Annotated in this window: 14 protein-coding genes; all 14 read left to right on the top strand. The window is 26.1% G+C overall.

The window, feature by feature from the left end; all coding sequences use genetic code 4:
* Window positions 1–426 precede the first annotated feature (426 nt).
* The 14 genes from AAHM97_RS03420 to AAHM97_RS03355 all read left to right on the top strand — a co-directional run bounded on the left by AAHM97_RS03420 (window position 427) and on the right by AAHM97_RS03355 (window position 20,375).
* Window positions 427–2,130, top strand: coding sequence for a hypothetical protein (locus AAHM97_RS03420; RefSeq protein WP_342268544.1), 1,704 nt, complete (start codon window positions 427–429; stop codon window positions 2,128–2,130).
* The gene (gene yqeK / locus AAHM97_RS03415; protein WP_342268543.1) at window positions 2,131–3,069 is read left to right on the top strand and encodes a bis(5'-nucleosyl)-tetraphosphatase (symmetrical) YqeK; all 939 of its coding nucleotides are present in this window, start codon (window positions 2,131–2,133) and stop codon (window positions 3,067–3,069) included. It begins immediately after the preceding gene.
* A gap of 25 nt (window positions 3,070–3,094) precedes the next feature.
* A complete protein-coding gene (locus AAHM97_RS03410; protein ID WP_342268542.1) occupies window positions 3,095–3,718 on the top strand; it encodes a 5'-methylthioadenosine/S-adenosylhomocysteine nucleosidase in 624 nt (207 codons plus the stop codon).
* A 10-nt stretch (window positions 3,719–3,728) separates the two neighbouring features.
* On the top strand, window positions 3,729–4,844 hold the full coding sequence (locus AAHM97_RS03405; protein WP_342268541.1) for a hypothetical protein: 1,116 nt from the start codon (window positions 3,729–3,731) through the stop codon (window positions 4,842–4,844).
* 157 nt (window positions 4,845–5,001) lie between these two features.
* Complete coding sequence (locus AAHM97_RS03400) at window positions 5,002–5,286, top strand: co-chaperone GroES (protein WP_342268540.1); 285 nt, start codon at window positions 5,002–5,004, stop codon at window positions 5,284–5,286.
* Between the two features lie 28 nt (window positions 5,287–5,314).
* Window positions 5,315–6,904, top strand: coding sequence for a chaperonin GroEL (gene groL / locus AAHM97_RS03395; protein ID WP_342268539.1), 1,590 nt, complete (start codon window positions 5,315–5,317; stop codon window positions 6,902–6,904).
* A gap of 288 nt (window positions 6,905–7,192) precedes the next feature.
* Entirely contained in the window at window positions 7,193–9,049 is a 1,857-nt protein-coding gene (locus AAHM97_RS03390) for a hypothetical protein (protein ID WP_342268538.1), read from the top strand.
* A 534-nt stretch (window positions 9,050–9,583) separates the two neighbouring features.
* Window positions 9,584–9,907 (top strand): hypothetical protein, encoded by a 324-nt coding sequence (locus tag AAHM97_RS03385; RefSeq protein ID WP_342268537.1) that lies wholly within the window; start codon window positions 9,584–9,586, stop codon window positions 9,905–9,907.
* 29 nt (window positions 9,908–9,936) lie between these two features.
* On the top strand, window positions 9,937–10,203 hold the full coding sequence (locus AAHM97_RS03380) for a hypothetical protein (protein ID WP_342268536.1): 267 nt from the start codon (window positions 9,937–9,939) through the stop codon (window positions 10,201–10,203).
* A 91-nt stretch (window positions 10,204–10,294) separates the two neighbouring features.
* Window positions 10,295–11,188: a hypothetical protein gene (locus AAHM97_RS03375; protein WP_342268535.1), complete on the top strand. Its 894-nt coding sequence runs from the start codon at window positions 10,295–10,297 to the stop codon at window positions 11,186–11,188.
* Between the two features lie 182 nt (window positions 11,189–11,370).
* A complete protein-coding gene (locus AAHM97_RS03370) occupies window positions 11,371–12,075 on the top strand; it encodes an ATP-binding cassette domain-containing protein (protein WP_342268534.1) in 705 nt (234 codons plus the stop codon).
* Window positions 12,075–12,992 carry a hypothetical protein gene (locus AAHM97_RS03365; protein WP_342268533.1) on the top strand — a complete coding sequence of 306 codons (918 nt, stop codon included), beginning with the start codon at window positions 12,075–12,077 and terminating at the stop codon, window positions 12,990–12,992. The genes AAHM97_RS03370 and AAHM97_RS03365 overlap by 1 nt, the downstream gene beginning before the upstream one ends.
* Window positions 12,993–13,975: 983 nt before the next feature.
* On the top strand, window positions 13,976–16,957 hold the full coding sequence (locus AAHM97_RS03360; protein WP_342268532.1) for a hypothetical protein: 2,982 nt from the start codon (window positions 13,976–13,978) through the stop codon (window positions 16,955–16,957).
* A 340-nt stretch (window positions 16,958–17,297) separates the two neighbouring features.
* Entirely contained in the window at window positions 17,298–20,375 is a 3,078-nt protein-coding gene (locus AAHM97_RS03355; RefSeq protein WP_342268531.1) for a hypothetical protein, read from the top strand.
* Window positions 20,376–20,386 lie beyond the last annotated feature (11 nt).

Here is a 20,386-nt window from a genome sequence, read left to right as displayed (position 1 = left end):
TGTAAAAGGGGATTCTAGAATCAATAAAAACAGCAAAAAAAACGATTTTAGCAAAAGACCTGTGCTTACAAGATTTTTTGTTTTACAAAATTATATAATTTGATACAAGAAAAGCCCCTAAATAAATGTTTTTAGGGAGTTTTATCACCAAAAACATAGAATGATCTATATTTTTGGCATATTTGATATCACTACCTATCCAGCTACAATAATTTTTGTTGTGTTCTTTTTTTACCAAAAATAAAAACAAGATTATATTATAAAAACAAGAATTGATTAACTTATTATACTTAAACAAGAATTGTTTTAAAACCTAACAGAAAATACCCCATATATTATATTCAACCCTATTTAATCTAACGCTTGTAAATATCACTTCTTAATGGTATAATATATATGTAAAAAAATATGAAGGGTGGAAAAGGTTTGAATGTAGGTTTTTTAAAAAGACTATTTTTCTATCGCAATATAGATGGCATTGGTGACATTGAAAAGGAACTAAATTACTTTAATTATTTTGGAATAAATGATGAAGAGTTAATTGAGATGTTATCAATGTTAAAGGAAAATGAGAATGATCTTGGTGCGTTTAGAAAAAAAATTTATGAAAAAATTCTTTACCAAATAGATTTTTATTCAACTCATTATATTGGTAGTAATGGTGAATTTATTCTTGAGAAAGATGAAAAGAAGATCCCTGCAATTAGAGCGCATTTTTCTGCAATTATATTTTTTGGCGTAAGGCTATTAGCACAGGAATATTGATATATAAGAAATATTGTTAAAACAAGTTTTAACCCCATTATTACGGTGCCCTCATTTGGAAAAAATAAGTACACATATACTGATTATCTAGAGAGTATTAAGTATTTTTATCGCGAAATGCAATATTTCCATATGTTGACTATAGATAAAAATAAAGAATCATTTCAGCTTTATTCTAATCACGATAAGCATATATATAATGGAGATTTTGATATTAAAAGCTATAAAAAAATATTTATGCTAATATGGATGCACACATATGTGAGAATTTCAGATAATATATATCAATATGGCCTTGAATTTGAAACTGAGGACCCTCGCAAACCGTATTTTTGTCCAAATCTTCTCTCGCCAATTGACATTATTATTGTTAAAAGTGATGAAGATATTAACGAAGATATTCGTAAACGTCGTGAAAAAGATTGAAGAATTCGTGAAAGTTATGAAATTAAAGGAAAAATAGCAAATGCTGCTGCAAATGCTGCTAAGAAAATCAAGCTTTATGATGGGTTACCCTATTCTGTTGATGATTTTATGATGGTTATCGGAGCAATGCAAGATGTTTTGGAATATCAATCCACATTTGAGGTTGACGATTTTGTAACAATTCTTAAAAATAGAACAGACACAACAAGACCAGACAATAAAATCCCCCGGGAGATTTTAAAATCATTTGTTATGAAAATGACTATAAAAGAAGAGGATATATTAGAAACTGATGATTTGCACGTATTTGTAAGGCCACTTATATTTTTTGAACAAGATGGAAAAGAATATGTTCATTCTGAATATGAAATAATTTATTTTACAACAACGATGATTGAAAAATATAAATTTATTGAAAAGGATAAAATTAAAGACTATTATAATGAGTATTTTCCAATTATTAACAAAATTGCTGTTGAAGAGACGATAAATGCCACACGAAGATTTAAAGTAAAGTGGCTCTCAATGCGAAAACATTACTTTTGATTAGAAAATAAGAAAACATATAAAAAATTATTTAACCTGGTTGATGATATCATATATTTTCCCGATACTAAGATGGTTGTATTTATTTATTGGGTTAATGTGTTACCATTAACAAAATCATGGGGTTTATATTGTGAAGATTTCCAATTAGTTGTTGGAAAAAATGCAATTGTTAATACAATTATAAAAAATAAAGTAACTTTAATTGAAATGCATTTTGATTTAATTAAGAAGATGTTTAAAATAAAAGACAATGTTTCAAACAAAACCACATTTCTTTTTGATGGAACAATTTCAATTGAAACAAGACAAATAGTGGAGGATCATGTTGTTAACTTATGTCCGATAAAATGTATTGCTGACTTCTTTGTTAATGATGTGTATAAAAAATAAATGGTATATTTTGCAAGTAGATTTGACCCAATTACACAAGATGAAATAAAGGTGATTGAGTTTTTAAAAAAACAATATCAAGAATTGGGCCTATTATTAATTGAAAAAAATGGTCGAGAAGGATATGAAAATAGGGTCAAAATAATCGAAAAAATATGTCCTGGATTTATAATCTTAAATAGCGATAAGATAAATAAAGATGAAACAATATTTACTTTAGATGAATTTGAAGACCTATCACAATATCAAATATTGACAAAGGAGTTTTTAAATAAAAACAATATTAAGTTAGATAATATATCTAGTGATGACATAATTTATTTAAATAACTATAATTTAGTTCATAAGGATATTAGAGATTTTATAAATTATAACCTTTTATATATCAGAGAAAGATTGTTTGTTTTAATGGATTTAAAAAGATTAGAACATAGCCTAAATGTTGGTCAAGCTGCATATGACCTTGCAACAGATATTAATTATAATGACCCTAAAAAAGCAAGATTTGCAGGCACATTACACGACATTGCAAAAAGATTCTCAGTAGAAAAAACAGAAAGATATATTAAATCTATAAAAATGGATAAAATTTTAAAAGAGCCATGACAAATCCACCATGGATTTGCAGGTGGGGGATATTTAAAGAATAACTGATTAGTTAACGATAAAGAGATTTTTGACTCGATAATATACCACACCGTTGGGCGTGAAAATATGACTGTCTTAGATAAAATAGTATTTTGTGCAGATAAAATAAGTTCGGATCGAGATTATGATGGTGTTGAAAAATATAGAGCTCAGTGCTTTTCTAACTTTGAGGAAGGTTTTAAATCTTTATTAAAGAATCAATATCAACAAGCATGTATAAAAAATGGAAAAGATTCAATTGGAAAATTATTAATTAAAACATATAATTTCTATTTTGATAAGGAGTTGTAATATTAAAACTGTATATTTATTTGCAATGGAAGAAGAGGTCCAAGATCTCCAAAATAGCTGTGATTATGTAAAAATTCTTGCACATCCTTACCAAGTGTGGGAAAATGATAAATCATTTATTGTTGTGTGTGGAATTGGAATCGCTAGAAGTTCTGCTTGTACTGGGTGAGTTATTGAGAAACTAAAACCAACACAAATAATAAATATTGGTTTATGTGGTGCAACCGAGAGTAATTCTATACTTGATGGGTTATTTATTAAAAAAGCTTATTACTCTGCTGTTGATCTCACTCCTTTTGGATATGATTATGGTCAGCATTCAAAAGGAAAAAAGTTTTATCAATCAAATATTGAAAATGTTTTAAAAGTAAAGGAAGCAAATATTGCTTCAAGTGATATATTTATAAATAATATACAAGGGTACGACAATTTTATAAAAAAAATAAATGATAAAATTGAATTATTTGATATGGAGTGTTGTTCTATCTTTCAAATTTGTGATGAATTTGGCATAAAATATGGGGCAATTAAGATAGTGAGTGATGTTTTAAATAAATATCAAGATAACAAGTTTCAATTTGAAGAAATCATCCTCCAAGGAGCAAAAAAAATAAAAGAAATTGTTAGCAAAATTAATAAAAAAATATAAGGAGAATAATATGGATATTAATTTAAAAGAGTTTGATAGTGAGCAGAGAAGAATAATTGAGTGTTGAATTGAAAAAAAATTAGACGAGCGTCTAATAAGATTTTTAGCGAATAAGAATTTTAGTGCAAAAAAAATGTGAGCAATGTTAACTGCTATTCAAAATAAAATATCTTCTGCTAATATTCGCATCTTAGCAAATAGTCGTTTTGACTCTACAAATATATATAAAACAATTGATGCTATTAACGATAAAATAATCGATGAGAATTTTTTAACTACTTATGATTTTTCTCTACCATTTAATATTCAGTTTGCAATCTATAAAAAAAACGGAGTATTATCTGATGAATGAAAAGAATTTATTATTGCCCTATTTCCAACAGATATCAATCTTTGTGAATTAGATTTTCTAATAAGTTTTATTGATGAAAATATGGATTTAAATTTAATTAAAAAATATATTCGTAAACCAAAAGATATAAATTATTTTGTTAATTTATTTTCAATTGTTAAATCAAATTTAAAAGATGATGAATTTTTAAAATTGATATTAAGGGAAAACCCAAATTATAATAAAACAGTTGTTATAATTGATCTTAAAGAATTTGTTGATAATCAAATAATTAAAACAAAACTCTTAAAATTAAATGTAAAACAATTACAAATTATTTTGGAATTATCCCAAGAAGAAAAAAGCCCAATAATTTTAGACTATTTATATAATTATAAATGTAAAATATCAAATATTAATGAAATTGAGTTAGTGAAGGAAGTGTTGGATAATACAAATTCTGTAAAGAATATAAAAGATGAAATGTTAACAACTATTTTTGATAAAAATGTCAGTCCACAAAAAATCTTGTATATTTCACAAATTATGCTAAAGTTTAAGCAATTGCCAATTGTTAAATTTGCTAAAATATTTAATTTTTCTAGTTATGAGGAATATGAGGAACTTGTTAAAAAAGTCCAAGGACATAAACTTGTTTTTGATAATATCATTAAATATTTTAAATCAACATTTAAAAAAGAAGATGCACTTAAACAAATCGAAAATATAGTGAACAAGGTTTCAGAAGATAAACTTCTTGATTATGTTGAAAACGTAAAATCCAAGACAAGCTAATTTAAAATTTTTTAGAAGTTTATATTTTAAACGCTAAATAATAATAAATATATATTAGGGTATTTTTACTATTTTTGTTGATTTACAAAGAAAAATTTATTATAATTATAATTGAGCTCAAATTAAGAGCAAATATTTAAAAGGAGGATTTATTTATATGATTAAACCATTAAATAACAATGTGTTATTAAAAAATGACAAAAATGATGATACCTTAAAAAAAGTTAACGGTATCTTTTTAAAAGAAAGCAAGGAAGATGAACAAGATAACATTTCCTTAGTAGTTGAATTGGGAGATAGCGTTTCTGATGGCAATAAAAAGTCATTAAAAAAAGGCTACAAAGTAATATATAAACAATATTCTGGTTCAAAGTTTACATTTGAAGATATTGAATATGTACTTATTAGTGAAGAAGATATATTGGGAGTAATTGAAAATTAATTTTATAATTTAAATAAGGAGGATAAATATGTCAGAGAAAAAAATAATATTTGGAGAAGATATAAGAATTTCTATGCTAAGGGGTATAGATAAGTTAGCAAATACAGTTAAGGTGACAATTGGTCCAAAAGGAAGAAATGTAGTTTTAGAAAAAAGTTATGGAAGCCCATTAATTACAAATGATGGGGTTACTATCGCAAAGGAAATTGAACTTAAAGACCCATTTGAAAATATGGGAGCAAAATTAGTTTCAGAAGTTGCATCAAAAACCAATGATCTAGCAGGAGATGGAACAACAACAGCAACAGTTTTAACACAAGCGATTGTTAAGGAAGGTATTAAAAACCTTGTTGCTGGTGTTAGTCCTATTGCGATTCGTACTGGAATTGAAAAAACAACAAAAGAAGTTCTAAAACACTTAAAAACCAATTCAAAACCAATTAATAGTAAAAACGAAATTGCCCAAGTTGCTAGTGTTAGTGCAAAAAGTACTGAAATAGGTAAATTGATCGCAGATGCTTTAGAAAAAGTTGGTAAAGATGGTGTTATAACAGTTGAAGAATCAAATACATTTGAGACTTCAATCGCAACTAGCGAAGGGTTACAATTTGATAAAGGTTACATTTCTCAGTACATGGTTACAAATGAAGAAAAAATGATTGTTGAATTTGACAATCCATATATTTTGGTTACTGATAAGAAAATATCAAATATCAAAGAATTATTACCAATTTTAGAATCTGTAGTTGAAACTGGAAAACCATTACTAATAATTGCAGAAGATGTTGACGGAGATGTTTTACCAACACTTATTTTAAATAAAGTACGTGGAGCTTTCAATATTTGTGTTGTAAAATCTCCTGACTTTGGAGATACTAAAAAAGGAATATTGGAAGACGTTTCCATTGTAACTGGGGCAAAATATGCTAGCAACGATTTAGATGTTGATCTAAAAAAACTAACTCTTGATGACCTTGGTCAAGCTAAAAAGGTAATAGTTTCTAAAAATGAGACAATTATTATTGATGGAATGGGTGCAAAAAAAGACATTAAAGCTCGTGAAGTAATATTGCAAAAACAAATTAAAGAAACAACATCTAAATATGATGTTGAGAAACTACAAAAAAGACTTGCTAAATTAACGGGTGGGATCGGTGTTATTAAGGTTGGTGCACCAACAGAAACAGAAATCAAAGAGAAAAAACTAAGAATTGAAGATGCATTAAATTCTGCAAAAGTTGCTATAGATGAGGGAGTTGTTCCTGGTGGAGGAAGTGCTTTTGTGAAAGCTGCCTTAAAATTAAAAGATTTTAAATTGGAAGGTGAAGAAAATATTGGAAGAAATATCCTAATAAGAGCTCTTGAGGCACCATTTAAACAAATAGTCGAAAATGCTGGACAAGATGCTTCTGTTATATTTGCAAAATTAATTGAACAAAAAGATAATTTTGGATATGATGCATTTGAAGATAAATGAGTTGATATGTTTGCTAAAGGAATTGTTGACCCATTAAAAGTATCTAGACTATCTCTAGAAAATGCTGCAAGTATTAGTGGATTAATTCTGACAACAGAAGCAGGAGTTTGTGAAATTAAAGATAGTGATAAAAAAATATAAAATAATTTTTAATAAAAAATAAATATTTATTTATGAAAAAAAGTGTATAATAAGAAAAGAATTGTTGTATTTTAATTCTATCTAAATACACTTTTTTTATTAAATACAAAAAGTACAAACAAATAACAAATAACAAATATAAAATAAATAAATACAAACAAACATAAAAATATAAACAAATACAAAGAAATACAAACAAATAATAAATAAAATGCTAATTTTCAAATATATATTCTATTTTTAGATTATATAATTTTAATATTAAATTAAAGAGGAGGTTAATATTAAATGATAAAAAAAACATTATTAATTTGTACAGGAACTTTTATGTTTGTAGGTGCTGCATTGGCATCATTTTTACCCACATACACATCTACCAAAAGAGATTGATTAAAAAATCTTTCTGAAATTCCAGATAAAGATTTAGCCCCCGCTATTTATAATGATGATAAGGTTCAAGCAGCTGCATGAACTGGTGAACCAGGAACTCGTCAAGGATATGGGGGCGAAGGTAGTGAAAGTGATAATTCAAATAATTGTTTATGATCAGGTCTAGCTCTACAATATTATTTATACAAGAATTCAGATGTTAGTTCAAACACTATAATTAAAAATTGACTTACAAGTATTAAAAAGAATATAGATGGTAATAATAATCTTGATGATAAATACTTTTACATGGGAGTTATTTCTGGAATTATAACAGTATCTGGCTATGCAAATACTTGCTATCAAGAATTTTGAGCAGAGTCATATACAAAATGACTTACTACACCAGATGCAATTAAAAACAAAAGTTGAGCACTTTTAAATCATTTTTTTGTAGATATTTATCCTACTTTATTAAAAAGTTACAATGGATATTTATCATTTGGACAAGATAATAGTGTTATTTTGCCATCTAAACTTACAGACTTTATAGACAATGATTATAATACTAATAATACCGAAAGTAAAAAATCAAATTATTATTATTACACAATTGGTGAAGATTTTTCTAATGCAACTAACAAGTTTTCAAACGCTGGAGATTTATATTATAAAAAATATGGCAATGATTATGCTTTTGGTCTTACAACTGAACTTGTTGCAAATCAAAATACAAACCCAGCATATATTATTTATTCAATTGTAGATATTGATTCTGCCATTAGTTACTATAGATATCAGAATGCTATTGCCTATTCATCTGCAAATAACATATTTGGAACAACAAATATGGGTGCAATTAAAAGTTGGGAAAAAGAAACTGGGATATATATATCAGACCCAAATATTGGTTATTTTAAAACAATTATGAATGATTCTTTAATCAAGGCTGATGATAGTTCTAAAACTGAGTTTAATACATTTATTTCAAAATCTAAAAAAGATTACTTTAATACATTTGATGATCTTGATTCTAAATTAACAGGTTTAACTCTTAATGGAGAAGTTGATAATACCACAGGGGATGATGTTTCAAATATTTCATGAAAAAAAGCAATTGATGCTATGACATCTGACGGAAATTGAGATAGTTCTTATATAAATGACCTAAAAGATCAATTGATTTTATTATATGACTCAACACTAGAACTTTGTGATTTTTCTGTAAAAGATAGCAACAAAGATACAAATTTGTTTTTGTATTATTTAATTGGTATTGTTATTGGTCCTGGAAATACATTAAATCCAGATGGTGATTCAAACGCTAAACCAACTAATACATTAGCTTTCACTTCAAATTATATAACTGATACTAGAGATACAAATACATTTGCATATATTGCATATACACAATCATCGTTACAAGATTATCGTGACCCAAAAAATAATCAACAATACCAACTTAATTGATGGTCATCACCAAATAATTTTACTACATTAGACCACGAATTTGGACATGCATTAGATGGTTTTTTAGGAACAATAACAAATTATCGAAAACAAATGATTGATTCAAGTGAAATGGTAAATAAAAATTATAATATTAACTCTTTATATAAGGGGGATAAATTTGGATATGGAGATTATAGCGCCAAGCCAAATTCAAATAAAAACAGTGATTTGGCTAAGTATATAGTTTTTGGCTCAATTGCTGTTGCTGGTGTTGTTGGTACAGTTGTAATTGTTTCTATAATGCGTAAAAGACGTAGAGGTTAAATTTATAAATCCTAATAAGGGTTGATGAGAGAAAATTGTATTTTAAAATGACGTTTAATTTCAAAAAAAATAGTTATTTATAAAATTTAAGAAAATCTTATTTAAACCTAAGTGATGAATTTAAATAATTAATAAGGTAAATATGTTTATTGGAGGATAAAACCTCCATTTTTTTATAAAGAAAAAAAATAATGATAAAATAAAATTATTGTAAAAATATGTAAGCTGAAAAATTTGAAAGTAATAAAAGGGTAAAAAATAGTAAAATAGCTAAATATATATTATGAATCTCGATTGGTATATATTTGAGTAAATAATATAAATAGTAAAAAGAAAAAAACTAGGCGTAATCAAGTACACTTAGATTTTTCTATGCTACTTTTTACTAATAAGATAAATATTATTTCTTTCTTATATGTATGTTTTGTTGTATACTACAAACTATATTTATAAGTTCTATTTTTATCAAAAAAATATTATCTAAATTCTAATAATGGTATAATTTAATTGTAGTTTTATTATAAAAAGGAGTATTTGACGAGAAAGAAATTATTTATACCATTATTATGTGTGATGACAACATCGCCATGTGCAATAACTTGTTCTATGAACATATTGGCAAATAACACCAATAATAATAGAAATATGTCTAATATTAAAAAAACAACTTTAGATGACAGATACCATAATTATCAAAAGTTATCGGATAATGTTATTTTTAAATCAACATATAAATATATTCAGGGTAAATCATCTTGCTATTATGATGATACAGGATTAATCTTTACTGCAGTATCTAAGATAAAGGAACTAAAAGATGAAGGAGCTAAAAATATAATTATTTTTCAACACAATTAGATGAAAGCCACGGTGGTGGATATGGATACATGAATAATATGCAGGTGCTAGAAGTGGATATTCAAGATTTTATTGATGAAGGATCTGGTGATACATCATTTTTTAAAAATTGTAATTTTAGTGGATTTGAGGAATATACTTGAAATTTTATTCCAGCAAGACCTAATTACACTTGAACATGAACGTATACAGATAGAAATAATAAAAAAATAGAGGTTCATGATTTTCAACAACATGGATATGGTGCTGGTGAAAGAGAAATGCATTTTAAAATGACATTTAATTACGAAAAATAGTTATTAATAAAATTTAAGAAAATAAGACTTAATTATATATACAATCTTATTTTCATGTAAATATTGTTAGATATTTAATAGTAAGGACATAATGAATAAAAAATTTTTAAATTTAAAAATAATTAAAAATTATATTAAACAGAACATGTGATTAATTATATCTTTTATGATTGTATTTTTATTTATAAATACAATATTTATTCTTATTAATAGCTTATCAATCATATTAAACAACGTATCAAATATGAATAAATTATTTATTAATAATTATTTTTATCAAGATACCATTAATGGGGCTATTTCTGATTTTGGTTATGGTCATTGATGTACTTTTGTATATAAAAATATCGGCTTAGTTTGATTTTGTTTATTTAATCTAATATTGGTAAATAAAATTATTGTAAATGAAATTATTAATGGCCACATAACAACGTTAATGACATCTTCATACAACAGAACAACAATAATATTGTCAAAAATATGTTTTCTTATATGTGCAACATTAATTGTATTTTTTCCAACTTTTATATTAACAATCTTATATTCTGCAATTAAAACAGAGGATTGTTATTTATATATTGGTAGAATTATTTTATATCAAATATCATTTATTGCATTCGTGACATTACTAACATGTATTTATGTTTTTATTGGTAATTTATTTACTGAAATAAATTATCTTTCATTAACAGTAAATATTTCAATTACATTATATATAATAATTATGTGCCTTGTTACTTCATTTATAAATGAAGATAACCAGTGAGTACAATATTTGTCCCCAGAGTCACTTGTCCCAAATATTCTAAACTTTACAATATTCAATAGTGATGAAAAATATAAGGTGGGGTTCTATGGTTTTGGTGAACCCAAAATAAAAAATCTCACTTTTTCAGTGGTAAGTGTATTTTTAAATATTGGTCTTGCAGGACCATTTGTATACTTTTCTATTTACAATTTTAATAAAAAAGAACTAAGTCTATAATTCAATAGTAATATCAAATGTATTAATCAATTTTTATTTACTAAAAATTGTTGTAATTGTTTTAAATTTATAATTTGTATGTAAACAATTAATTAAAATTAAAAAATTGGATATAATATATGTATAGAAAAATTTTACGTTTTAAAAATTAATAGTTTTATATTAAAATGGGGAGATAAAATATGGTCAAAATTAAGGATATAACAAAAGTTTATGGGCCAAAAAATGGTAATTTTAAGATAAATATTAATATTGAAAAAGGTCAAGTTTATGGCATTGTTGGACCAAATGGTGCTGGAAAAACAACACTAATAAGACAAATTTTGGGATTTATTAAACCCAATTCAGGGTCAATAACTATTAATAATCTAGATGCTTGGAAAAATAGGGATTTAGTTATGGAATTTACTGGCTATGTGGCGGGAGAAATAGCTCTTTATCGAGACTTCACAGGCATAAAATACTTAAACTTGGTTGCAGACTATAAAAAAAATATTGATGGAGAATTTGTAAATAAATTAATTGCACATTTTGAAATCGATACAAAAGTAAAAATTAAAAAAATGTCAAAAGGAATGAAGCAAAAAATTGCAATAATAGCTGCAACTATGCACAAACCAAGCTTTTTAGTGCTTGATGAACCTACATCTGGGCTTGATCCTGTTATGCAAGGACAATTTAACACTTTGATAGCCAAACTTAAAAATGATTATCAATCAACAATAATTATTTGTTCACATATATTTGAAGAAGTTGTGACTCTTTCAAATAGAGTTGGATTTTTAAAGGAGGGAAGTATAGTTGACGAATATGAGGTTAAAGAAAATGATATTAATACATTAAACGCAAAATTTAGGGAAATCTTTAAAAAAGAAAGCATTTTATAATGAATGATATATTAACTAGTAAAATTAATTTTAAAATAATTTGAACTCAGTTTAATCGGTATTGAAGATTGATTTTATTTTTTGCAATATGTTGATTTTTTATAAATTTATTTATTATTTTAATGTGTTATTTAATTACAAAAGATAAATCTATCAGCCCATATTCTACATATAATTTTATTCGTGATGATAATACAAATGAATTTATTAAAAATGGGGGTGATTATTATTCTGGAATAGGGTCTTATTTTCCAACAATTTATTATATATGTGGACTTATTTTATTTTCAATGTGTAGTATTTCTTTTATAATGATTACTATTTTATTTGATATTAGAGAAGGCTATATTTCACAAATAATGACCACAACAATTAAAAGAAATGATATTTTGTTCTCAAAAATATTTTTTTGTTGATCGGCATTATTTGTTTCTTATTTACCAGGATATTTAATTAATATTATACTTTGTTCTTTTGCAAGTGATGCAAATATTTATTTAGGAAGAATTTTTTTAATAGGATTATCATTTTTTATCTTCATATTAGCTTTATCTTCATTATTTATTTTTATTATTCTTATTTTTAATGACTTTATTTTTATATCTTTGTCAGTTTGTGGTGTTATTGTTGTTTACCTTCTAGTTGTTAATATTTTGCAAATGATGATTACAAATAAAGAAATTTTTAATAAAATTGGTATGATGTTAATCACACCAAATCCATTAGAGTTTAGGCATATAAATTTTAGTTTACCTGCCAATTCTGATCTTTCACAATATAAAATAGAGGTGTATGACACTATTAATAATGAAAGTCTAAAACAAGAATGAATAACATTACCAATAAATATGACATTTGCAGTATTTATTTCCTATTCATCTATTATTTATTTTAAAAAAATGGATTTAAGAATCTAATAAAAAAAGGAAGCTTAATTCATTATTAATAATATTTACATTTATTGTTTGATGACAATAAATCAAGATGTTAGATATTTAAAAAAATATAAATTTATTTTTGAAAAAAATAGCAAAAATAAGGAAAACTAGGTAAAAGGAGTATAAACCTCTATTTTTTTATAACGAAAAACTAATAATAAAAATGCATTATCAAAAATATTTAAAAAATGCCAAAGTGAAAAAATTGTAAAATTCTATATATATCTTCTAAAACCAAATCGGTATTATTTGAGCATGGCAAAAAATTTTAATATTTTATTTTAGAATAAATTATAAAAGTTAAAAATTAGGCTAGAAAATCCAAAAATGTAGTTAATAAAGGATAATTAAAATTAAGAATAAATAAATTAAAAAATAAAAAAAGGAATTTAATTGCTAAAAAAACAACAGAAAAAGTACAATTAAACAACTGTTATAAAAAATAAATATTAAATTACTATTTTTAAAAATATATTAGTCTTGTAAATATGGGACATAAAAATTAATAATTCATTTATATTATGGTATTTTTTTTGTAATGAAAGTATTTTAATTTTCTCCAAACGAATAACAAATTAAATGTTTATAAAAGACCAAAACACAATAATATACAGAGATTGGACAGTTTAATAAAATAAAAAATTAAAAATTTAACTCATGCTTTTAATCGCCTTTTAAATTTTATAAAACATTAATTTAATGAAAGAAATGGATTGAATATTATTAGTGAAAAGATAAAAAACTAGGTGTAATTTGGCGCGCTTAGATTTATTTTATTCTTATCAATATGTTATATTTTTTATAAAAATCACTATTATATAGGAAAAATATATTATAATATATATAGATAAATATTAATTTACAAGCTTCTTTTCGCTGTGTTTATTATTTATTCTTATTCAATACAGTAATTAAATAACCTTACCAATTTTATATTATATAATATAGGAGGTATTCGTGTAATGAAAAAATTAATGATATTATTGGGTTCAATTAGTTTATTTGCCCCATCATCGGCTATGCTGATTTCTTGTTCTAAGGCAAAGAAAGAAGAGTCTAAATTTGATGTTAAATTTGAAAAATCAGATTATACTGTTCTAACCGGGGCGGCGGTTACTGTTAATATTTCAAATTTTTCATATTTACAGAAAGTTGGATACACTAACAATTGTAGTGTTGTTATTGACGATCCTACAATAGCAAAATTTGTAGATACACAAGAAAATGATGTTAATAAAAATTATCAAACACTTCAAATAAGTGGGATTAGTGCTGGCACTACAAAAGTAACAGTTGAATTCACAAATTTAGCTAACACCGACGTTAAGGAAGGTACATTTAATATAACTGTTATGGATTTTTCACAATATCAAGTTAACTGAGATACAGATACAAAAACAATTGACCCACTTGCTGAAAAAATAAAGGTAGGAAACCTACCAGAATATCAAAAATTTACCAATTTAAACTATAAAGATTTTTCAATTAATATGAAATCGGAAAATGAAAATAGTACAGACATTAATCTTTTGTTGAATGGTTGTGAAATTGATGAAAAAGGAGATATATATCTTAATGTTGACTATTCACAATTGCCACCTTTGGGTGAAAAACAAAAAGAATACACTCTTGGTACAGTTACTTTCACATTATTAAATACATCAGCAAATTACACTTCAAATACAGGAGATATTTCCTTTAATCCTTTTAAAGGAGTTAGAAATTTTACAATAGAGAAATCTAATGAAAATGATATTAACTTAAAAAACCCACAAGATTTTACTGTTAAATTTAATGATAATATTCCTTTTAGTGATATTGAAAAATCTAAGCCTAAAATAACATTTAGTGGTGGTAGTGATGGTGATTTTACAGCAACACCAAAATTTTCTGAAGCATCTACATTAGTGGATGTGGAAAATAGTTCTTATACTCTTAATCTTACATTTACATTCCCACCAACAAGTTATGCATCAGGGAATATTACAATAGATATTCGTTTTAGTTCGGGTCATTTCGTTTATTATACAAATCAAAGCTTTAAATACAGCGCAAATAGAGTAAGCGCTGGAGGTCAATATGATAAACCCACAGATAATGATATAGGCTATGTTAGCAAATATTCAGATTCTAATATTTTTAAAGCCTGGCAAACAGATAAACCTGCGCCCCAATCTATATCTATTACAACATCATCTAAATTAGATGATATCGTAAAGGGTGGGTATAAATATAAAGATACGTTAACAATTGCAGATAATCAAAAAGGCAGCGATGCTGATTATTACAGCTGGAGTAAACTTAACAACTTTGATCTTTCAGAATCAGAAAATGCTAAGAATTTTAAAGCCTTAGATTCAAAAACATCATTTTCTAAAATAACAGCTTTTTCAATTGACACAATCTCAGTCAATGCTGATAATAATTTAATTTTAAATATTAAAAAGTTAGAAAAACAAGTTACCGATGGGGGAACAATCCATTTCATATCTAGATTTTATGATGATATTGGAAATGTGTGCTGTGCAACAGCAAAATTTACATATTCACAATCAAATATACCAGTAAATATAGCAACATTTACAAGAGGAAAAATTCCATATAGTGACCAATCAACAAATCAAGGAGATTCGCTATCTAATTCAATTCATTTGACAGATGATGATCTTTCTTTTGACTCATTTAGTGTTTCTGCCGATGACCCAGAGAAGTTAGCAACATCTACAATAAGAAGTGATAATCCAGAGATATTATCAGTTGAAAATAATTTAGAAAAAAAATATGACAATAAATATTATATTAAAATGAAACTTATTGGTCAAAAAGGAAAAGATGTAGAACGAGGTAAAGCAAGACTAACACTTAAATATAACGATAATAACTTTGCATTAGATGTTTACTATGGAACATTTATTGGTGCTGATGCAAGTTCAGGAAATTATGAAATTTTAAACAATAAAACTTCTGGGTCTGTAAATTATTTTATTAGTTCAAACGCTTCAAATAGAGCAATTGATGTTAGTTATTCAAGTAATTATGGTGTGAATAATGCTCCTAATTTAGAATTTGCAAATGGTTATAATTACTCTGGTAGTGAATCACCATTTAAATTTAATGATTATTCAAGTATCATTGGAGATGTTACTTTTGATGGTGATATAAATGTAACTGGTAGAGGTGTTGTTTCTGTTTCATATGCAAATAAGATTTATGGAAACATATTATTTAAAGGAAACGTTACATATACTGCAAATAACGATAAAGATTCTGAAGCATGTGGAGTTATAAGTGAACAATATCTTAGTGATGCTTATAATAGTACAAGAATATCAGAAGATAAAGAAATTAATTTTATGAAAGATGTTAAAGCTTATGCAACTGATAATATTGGTTCTGGTGTTGGCATTATCAACACAATTATGACTGGTGCAATTGGTCAGGTAAATGTTGAAGGTTCTGTGTTTACTGGTCAAGTCTCTTCAGGTGGTTGACAAAAACTAAAACCTGTTGGAATTATATATTCAAAAAGTTCAAGTTGACAGACACGACAGGGATTTGATAGTCTTAAAGGATTAAATGTAAAAGGGTCTGCAAGTATAGACCGTTGTCAGCATCTTGTTTATGATTATGGGGCAATAATTTATAATTGTGATCAATTTTGCTCACCGATTGCAAATATAAATATTGGAGGTGAGGTGTCTGGTGGTCCACTTCTTTATTCGATCTCATCTACTTCTAATCCATCTAAAGTTTTTTCTTTATATTCAATTAATATTAGCAAATTTACTCTAGTTAATTTTTTTTATAGAACCGTTGTTGAATTACAAACTGGAGCTGGATTTAGTTCTTATTTTACTGTTAAAATTGGTGATAAGACTAAAGAATTTCATCCAAAACGATATGCATCATTAGAAACATTTACACTTGATCAATGAAACATATAGAATACATCAAATTGGAGAAGTGTTAAGAGGAATTTATAACTATTTATCATATTATTTTAAATAGTTAGCTAAATTTATAATCAATTATTTAAAGAAAAATATAAAAACCAAGTGTAACTTATTTCACTCTATTTTTCTTACTAATTCAAATTATTCCCAATTATTTTAAAAAAATAAGATTTTAAATAAAGAAATAATTTATAATATATAAGGTGATAAAAATAGGTCAATTGGTTATGTTAATCTACATTTATTTTTATTAGTTTTTTATACATTTATTATAGTAATAAAAAATTTGCAAGGTTTTGTATTAAATATAAACATAGAAAGTTATTGAAAAATGAAAAAATTAATGATATTATTAGGTTCGATTAGCTTATTTGCCCCATCAACAACTATGTTGGTTTCTTGTTCTAAAACAAAAAACCCAAAAAATGTAGTAGTAAAAAATGATGTTAAATTTGAAAAAACAGATTATAATGTTTTGGTTAAAGGAACAGTTAGTGTTAATATTGCAAATTTTGCAGATCTAGAAAAAGCTGGGTACACTAAAAATTGTAGTGTTATTGTTGAGAAATCTGCAGTAGCAAAATTTGTTGATACACAAAAAGATGTAACAAATAAAAATTATCAAACAATCCAATTAAGTGGAATTAGCGCTGGAACTACAAAAGTAACAGTCCAATTCACAAATTTGAATAGTATAGATGTTAAAGAAGGTTCATTTAATATAACTGTTGTGGATTTTTCACAATATAATGTTACTTGAGATACAGATAAAAAAACAATTGACCCAAATGATAAAGAAATAAAAGTAGGAAATCTATCTAATTATCAAGAGTTTGTAAAAATGAACTATAAAGATTTTACAATTAATATGAAATCAAAAGATGATGGTGTTACAGATATTAATCAATTGCTAAATGGTTGTGAAATTAAGGATAATGGAGATATATATCTTAATGTTGACTATTCACGATTGTCACCTGCCGGTTCTGCAAATGGAGAATACAAACTTGGTACAGTTACTTTCACATTATCAAATACCTTTGCAAATTATACTTCAAAAAGCGGAGAAATTTCTTTTAATCCTTTTAAAGGGGTGGAACAATTTTCAATAGCAGAAAAAAATCCAACTAAACCAATAGATCCAACTAAACCAGATCCTGGTTTTGATTTATCAAAAGGCAATGATTTTACTGTTACCTTTTACAACAACACTATTAAGTTAAAAGATATCCAAGCGGTTACACCAAAAATAACTTTTAGTAGTGGTAGTGAAGGTGATTTTACTGCCTCTGCAAAATTTTCTGAGCCATCTAAATTAGCGGATGAAGATAAAACTTCTTTTAATCTTAATCTTACATTTACAACCCCATCGATAAGTTATGCATCAGGAAATATTACAATAGATATTCGTTTTATTTCAGGTTCTTTAGTTTATTATGCAAATCAAAGCTTTAAATATAGTGCAAATAGAGTCAGTCCTGGAGATTCTAAACAATTCGATAAACCCTCAGATACTGACAAAGCGTATACTAGTAAATATTCATTATCTTCTAAATTTAGTGATTGGCAAATAGATAAACCAGCAGCCCAATCTATAGCTATTACAACAGCAGCTAATTTAGATGCAATTACAACAGCTGGATATAAATATAAAGATACATTAACAATTGCAGATAATCCAAAAAGTACTGATGATGATAACTATTATAACTGGAGTAAACTTAACAACCTTGATCTTTCAAATGAGGAAAATGCTAAGAATTTTAAAGCCTTAGATTCAAAAACATCATTTTCAAAAATAACAGCTTTTTCAATTAATAACATCTCAGTTGGTACTGATAATAATTTAACTTTAAATATTAATAAGTTAACAGATAAGGTTGCTAACGACGGAATAATACATTTTGTTTCTAGATTTTATGATAAAGTTGGAAACGTATGTTGTGCAACAGCTATTTTTAATTATTCTGCATCAAAAAATTTACCTCCTAATAATGTAACATTTACAAGAGGTTCAATTCCATATGTTGGGCAAGATGGACCAACAAATCAAGGCGAATCATTATCTAAATCAATTCATTTAACCGATGATGATCTATCTTTTGACTCATTTGGTCTTTCTACTGATAATAATGACGCATTAGCAGACGCTACAATATTAAGTGATAAAACAGATATATTAGCAGTTGACAATAAATTAGAAAAAAAAGATGACAATAAATATTATATTAAAATGAAACTTATTGGTCAAAAAGGAAAAGATGTAGAACAAGGTAAAGTAACACTAACACTTATAAGTGGTGATAAAAGTTTTACATTAGATATTTATTATGGAACATATGTTGGAAAAGATGCTACCTCAGGAAATTATGCAATTTCAAACACAAAAACTTCTGGGTCTGTAAATTATTTTATTAGTAAGAATGCTACAAATAGATCAATTGATGTTAGTTATTCATCTGATTATGGCAAGGACAGTGCCCCTAATTTAGAATTTGCAGATGGTTATAATTACTCTGGTAGTGAATCACCATTCAAATATCATGCTGAAGAAAATATGGTTGGAAATGTTACTTTTGATGGTGATATAAATGTAACTGGAAAAGGAGTTATTGCTGTTGATTTTGCAAATGAAGTTCAGGGAAATATATTATTTAAAGGGAAAGTTACTTATACCGCAAATAACGATAATACTTCTGAAGCGTGCGGTGTTATAAGTGAAAAATATGGGAATTACGGTGATAATGCTGTAAGAATATCAGAAAACAAAGAAATTCATTTTATTAATGATATTCAAATATATGCATCTGCAATTGTTGGTGCTGGTGTTGGATTTATTAATACAATTATGACAGGTATTATTGGTCAGGTGAATGTTGATGGTTCTGTAAATATTGGTTCAAATGAGGATTCTTCAGATTATGTTGTTCCAAAACCAGTTGGAATTATATATTCAAAAAGCGAAAGTTATCAACAGCAGCAAGGATTTGATAATCTAAAGGGATTAACTATTAACGGCGATGCAAAAATATTTGATAAACTTTATGGTATCTTAGATGTAGATAATAGTGCGACAATTTCTAATTTTGATGAGTTTTATTCTCCAAATGCAATTATTGATATTAAGGGAGAAGCTAGTTGTAGCATAGGAGGGGATGTAGGTCCGTTAATTTCCTCAGTCTCAAATACCTCTGATGCATCTAAAGTTTTTGCATTCAAGGAAGTTAAAGTTGGTTACTGATTTCATAGTGATGAAAATAATACTATTATTAAATTACAAACAGGATCTGGTTCTGTTTCTTCAAATTTAATTACAGTTGGGACACTAGCAGCTAATCAAAAGGTCATACCAAATACTAACTATCCATCATTAAAGGAATTTACAGCTAGTGACTGGAACCTAACTTAATGGCGTTTAAT

It is taken from the genome of Spiroplasma endosymbiont of Aspidapion aeneum (assembly GCF_964031045.1).
GTDB lineage: Bacteria > Bacillota_I > Bacilli_A > Mycoplasmatales > Mycoplasmataceae.
The sequence above is the reverse complement of the archived record's forward strand: the minus strand, read 5'-3'. Positions and strand labels throughout refer to the sequence as shown.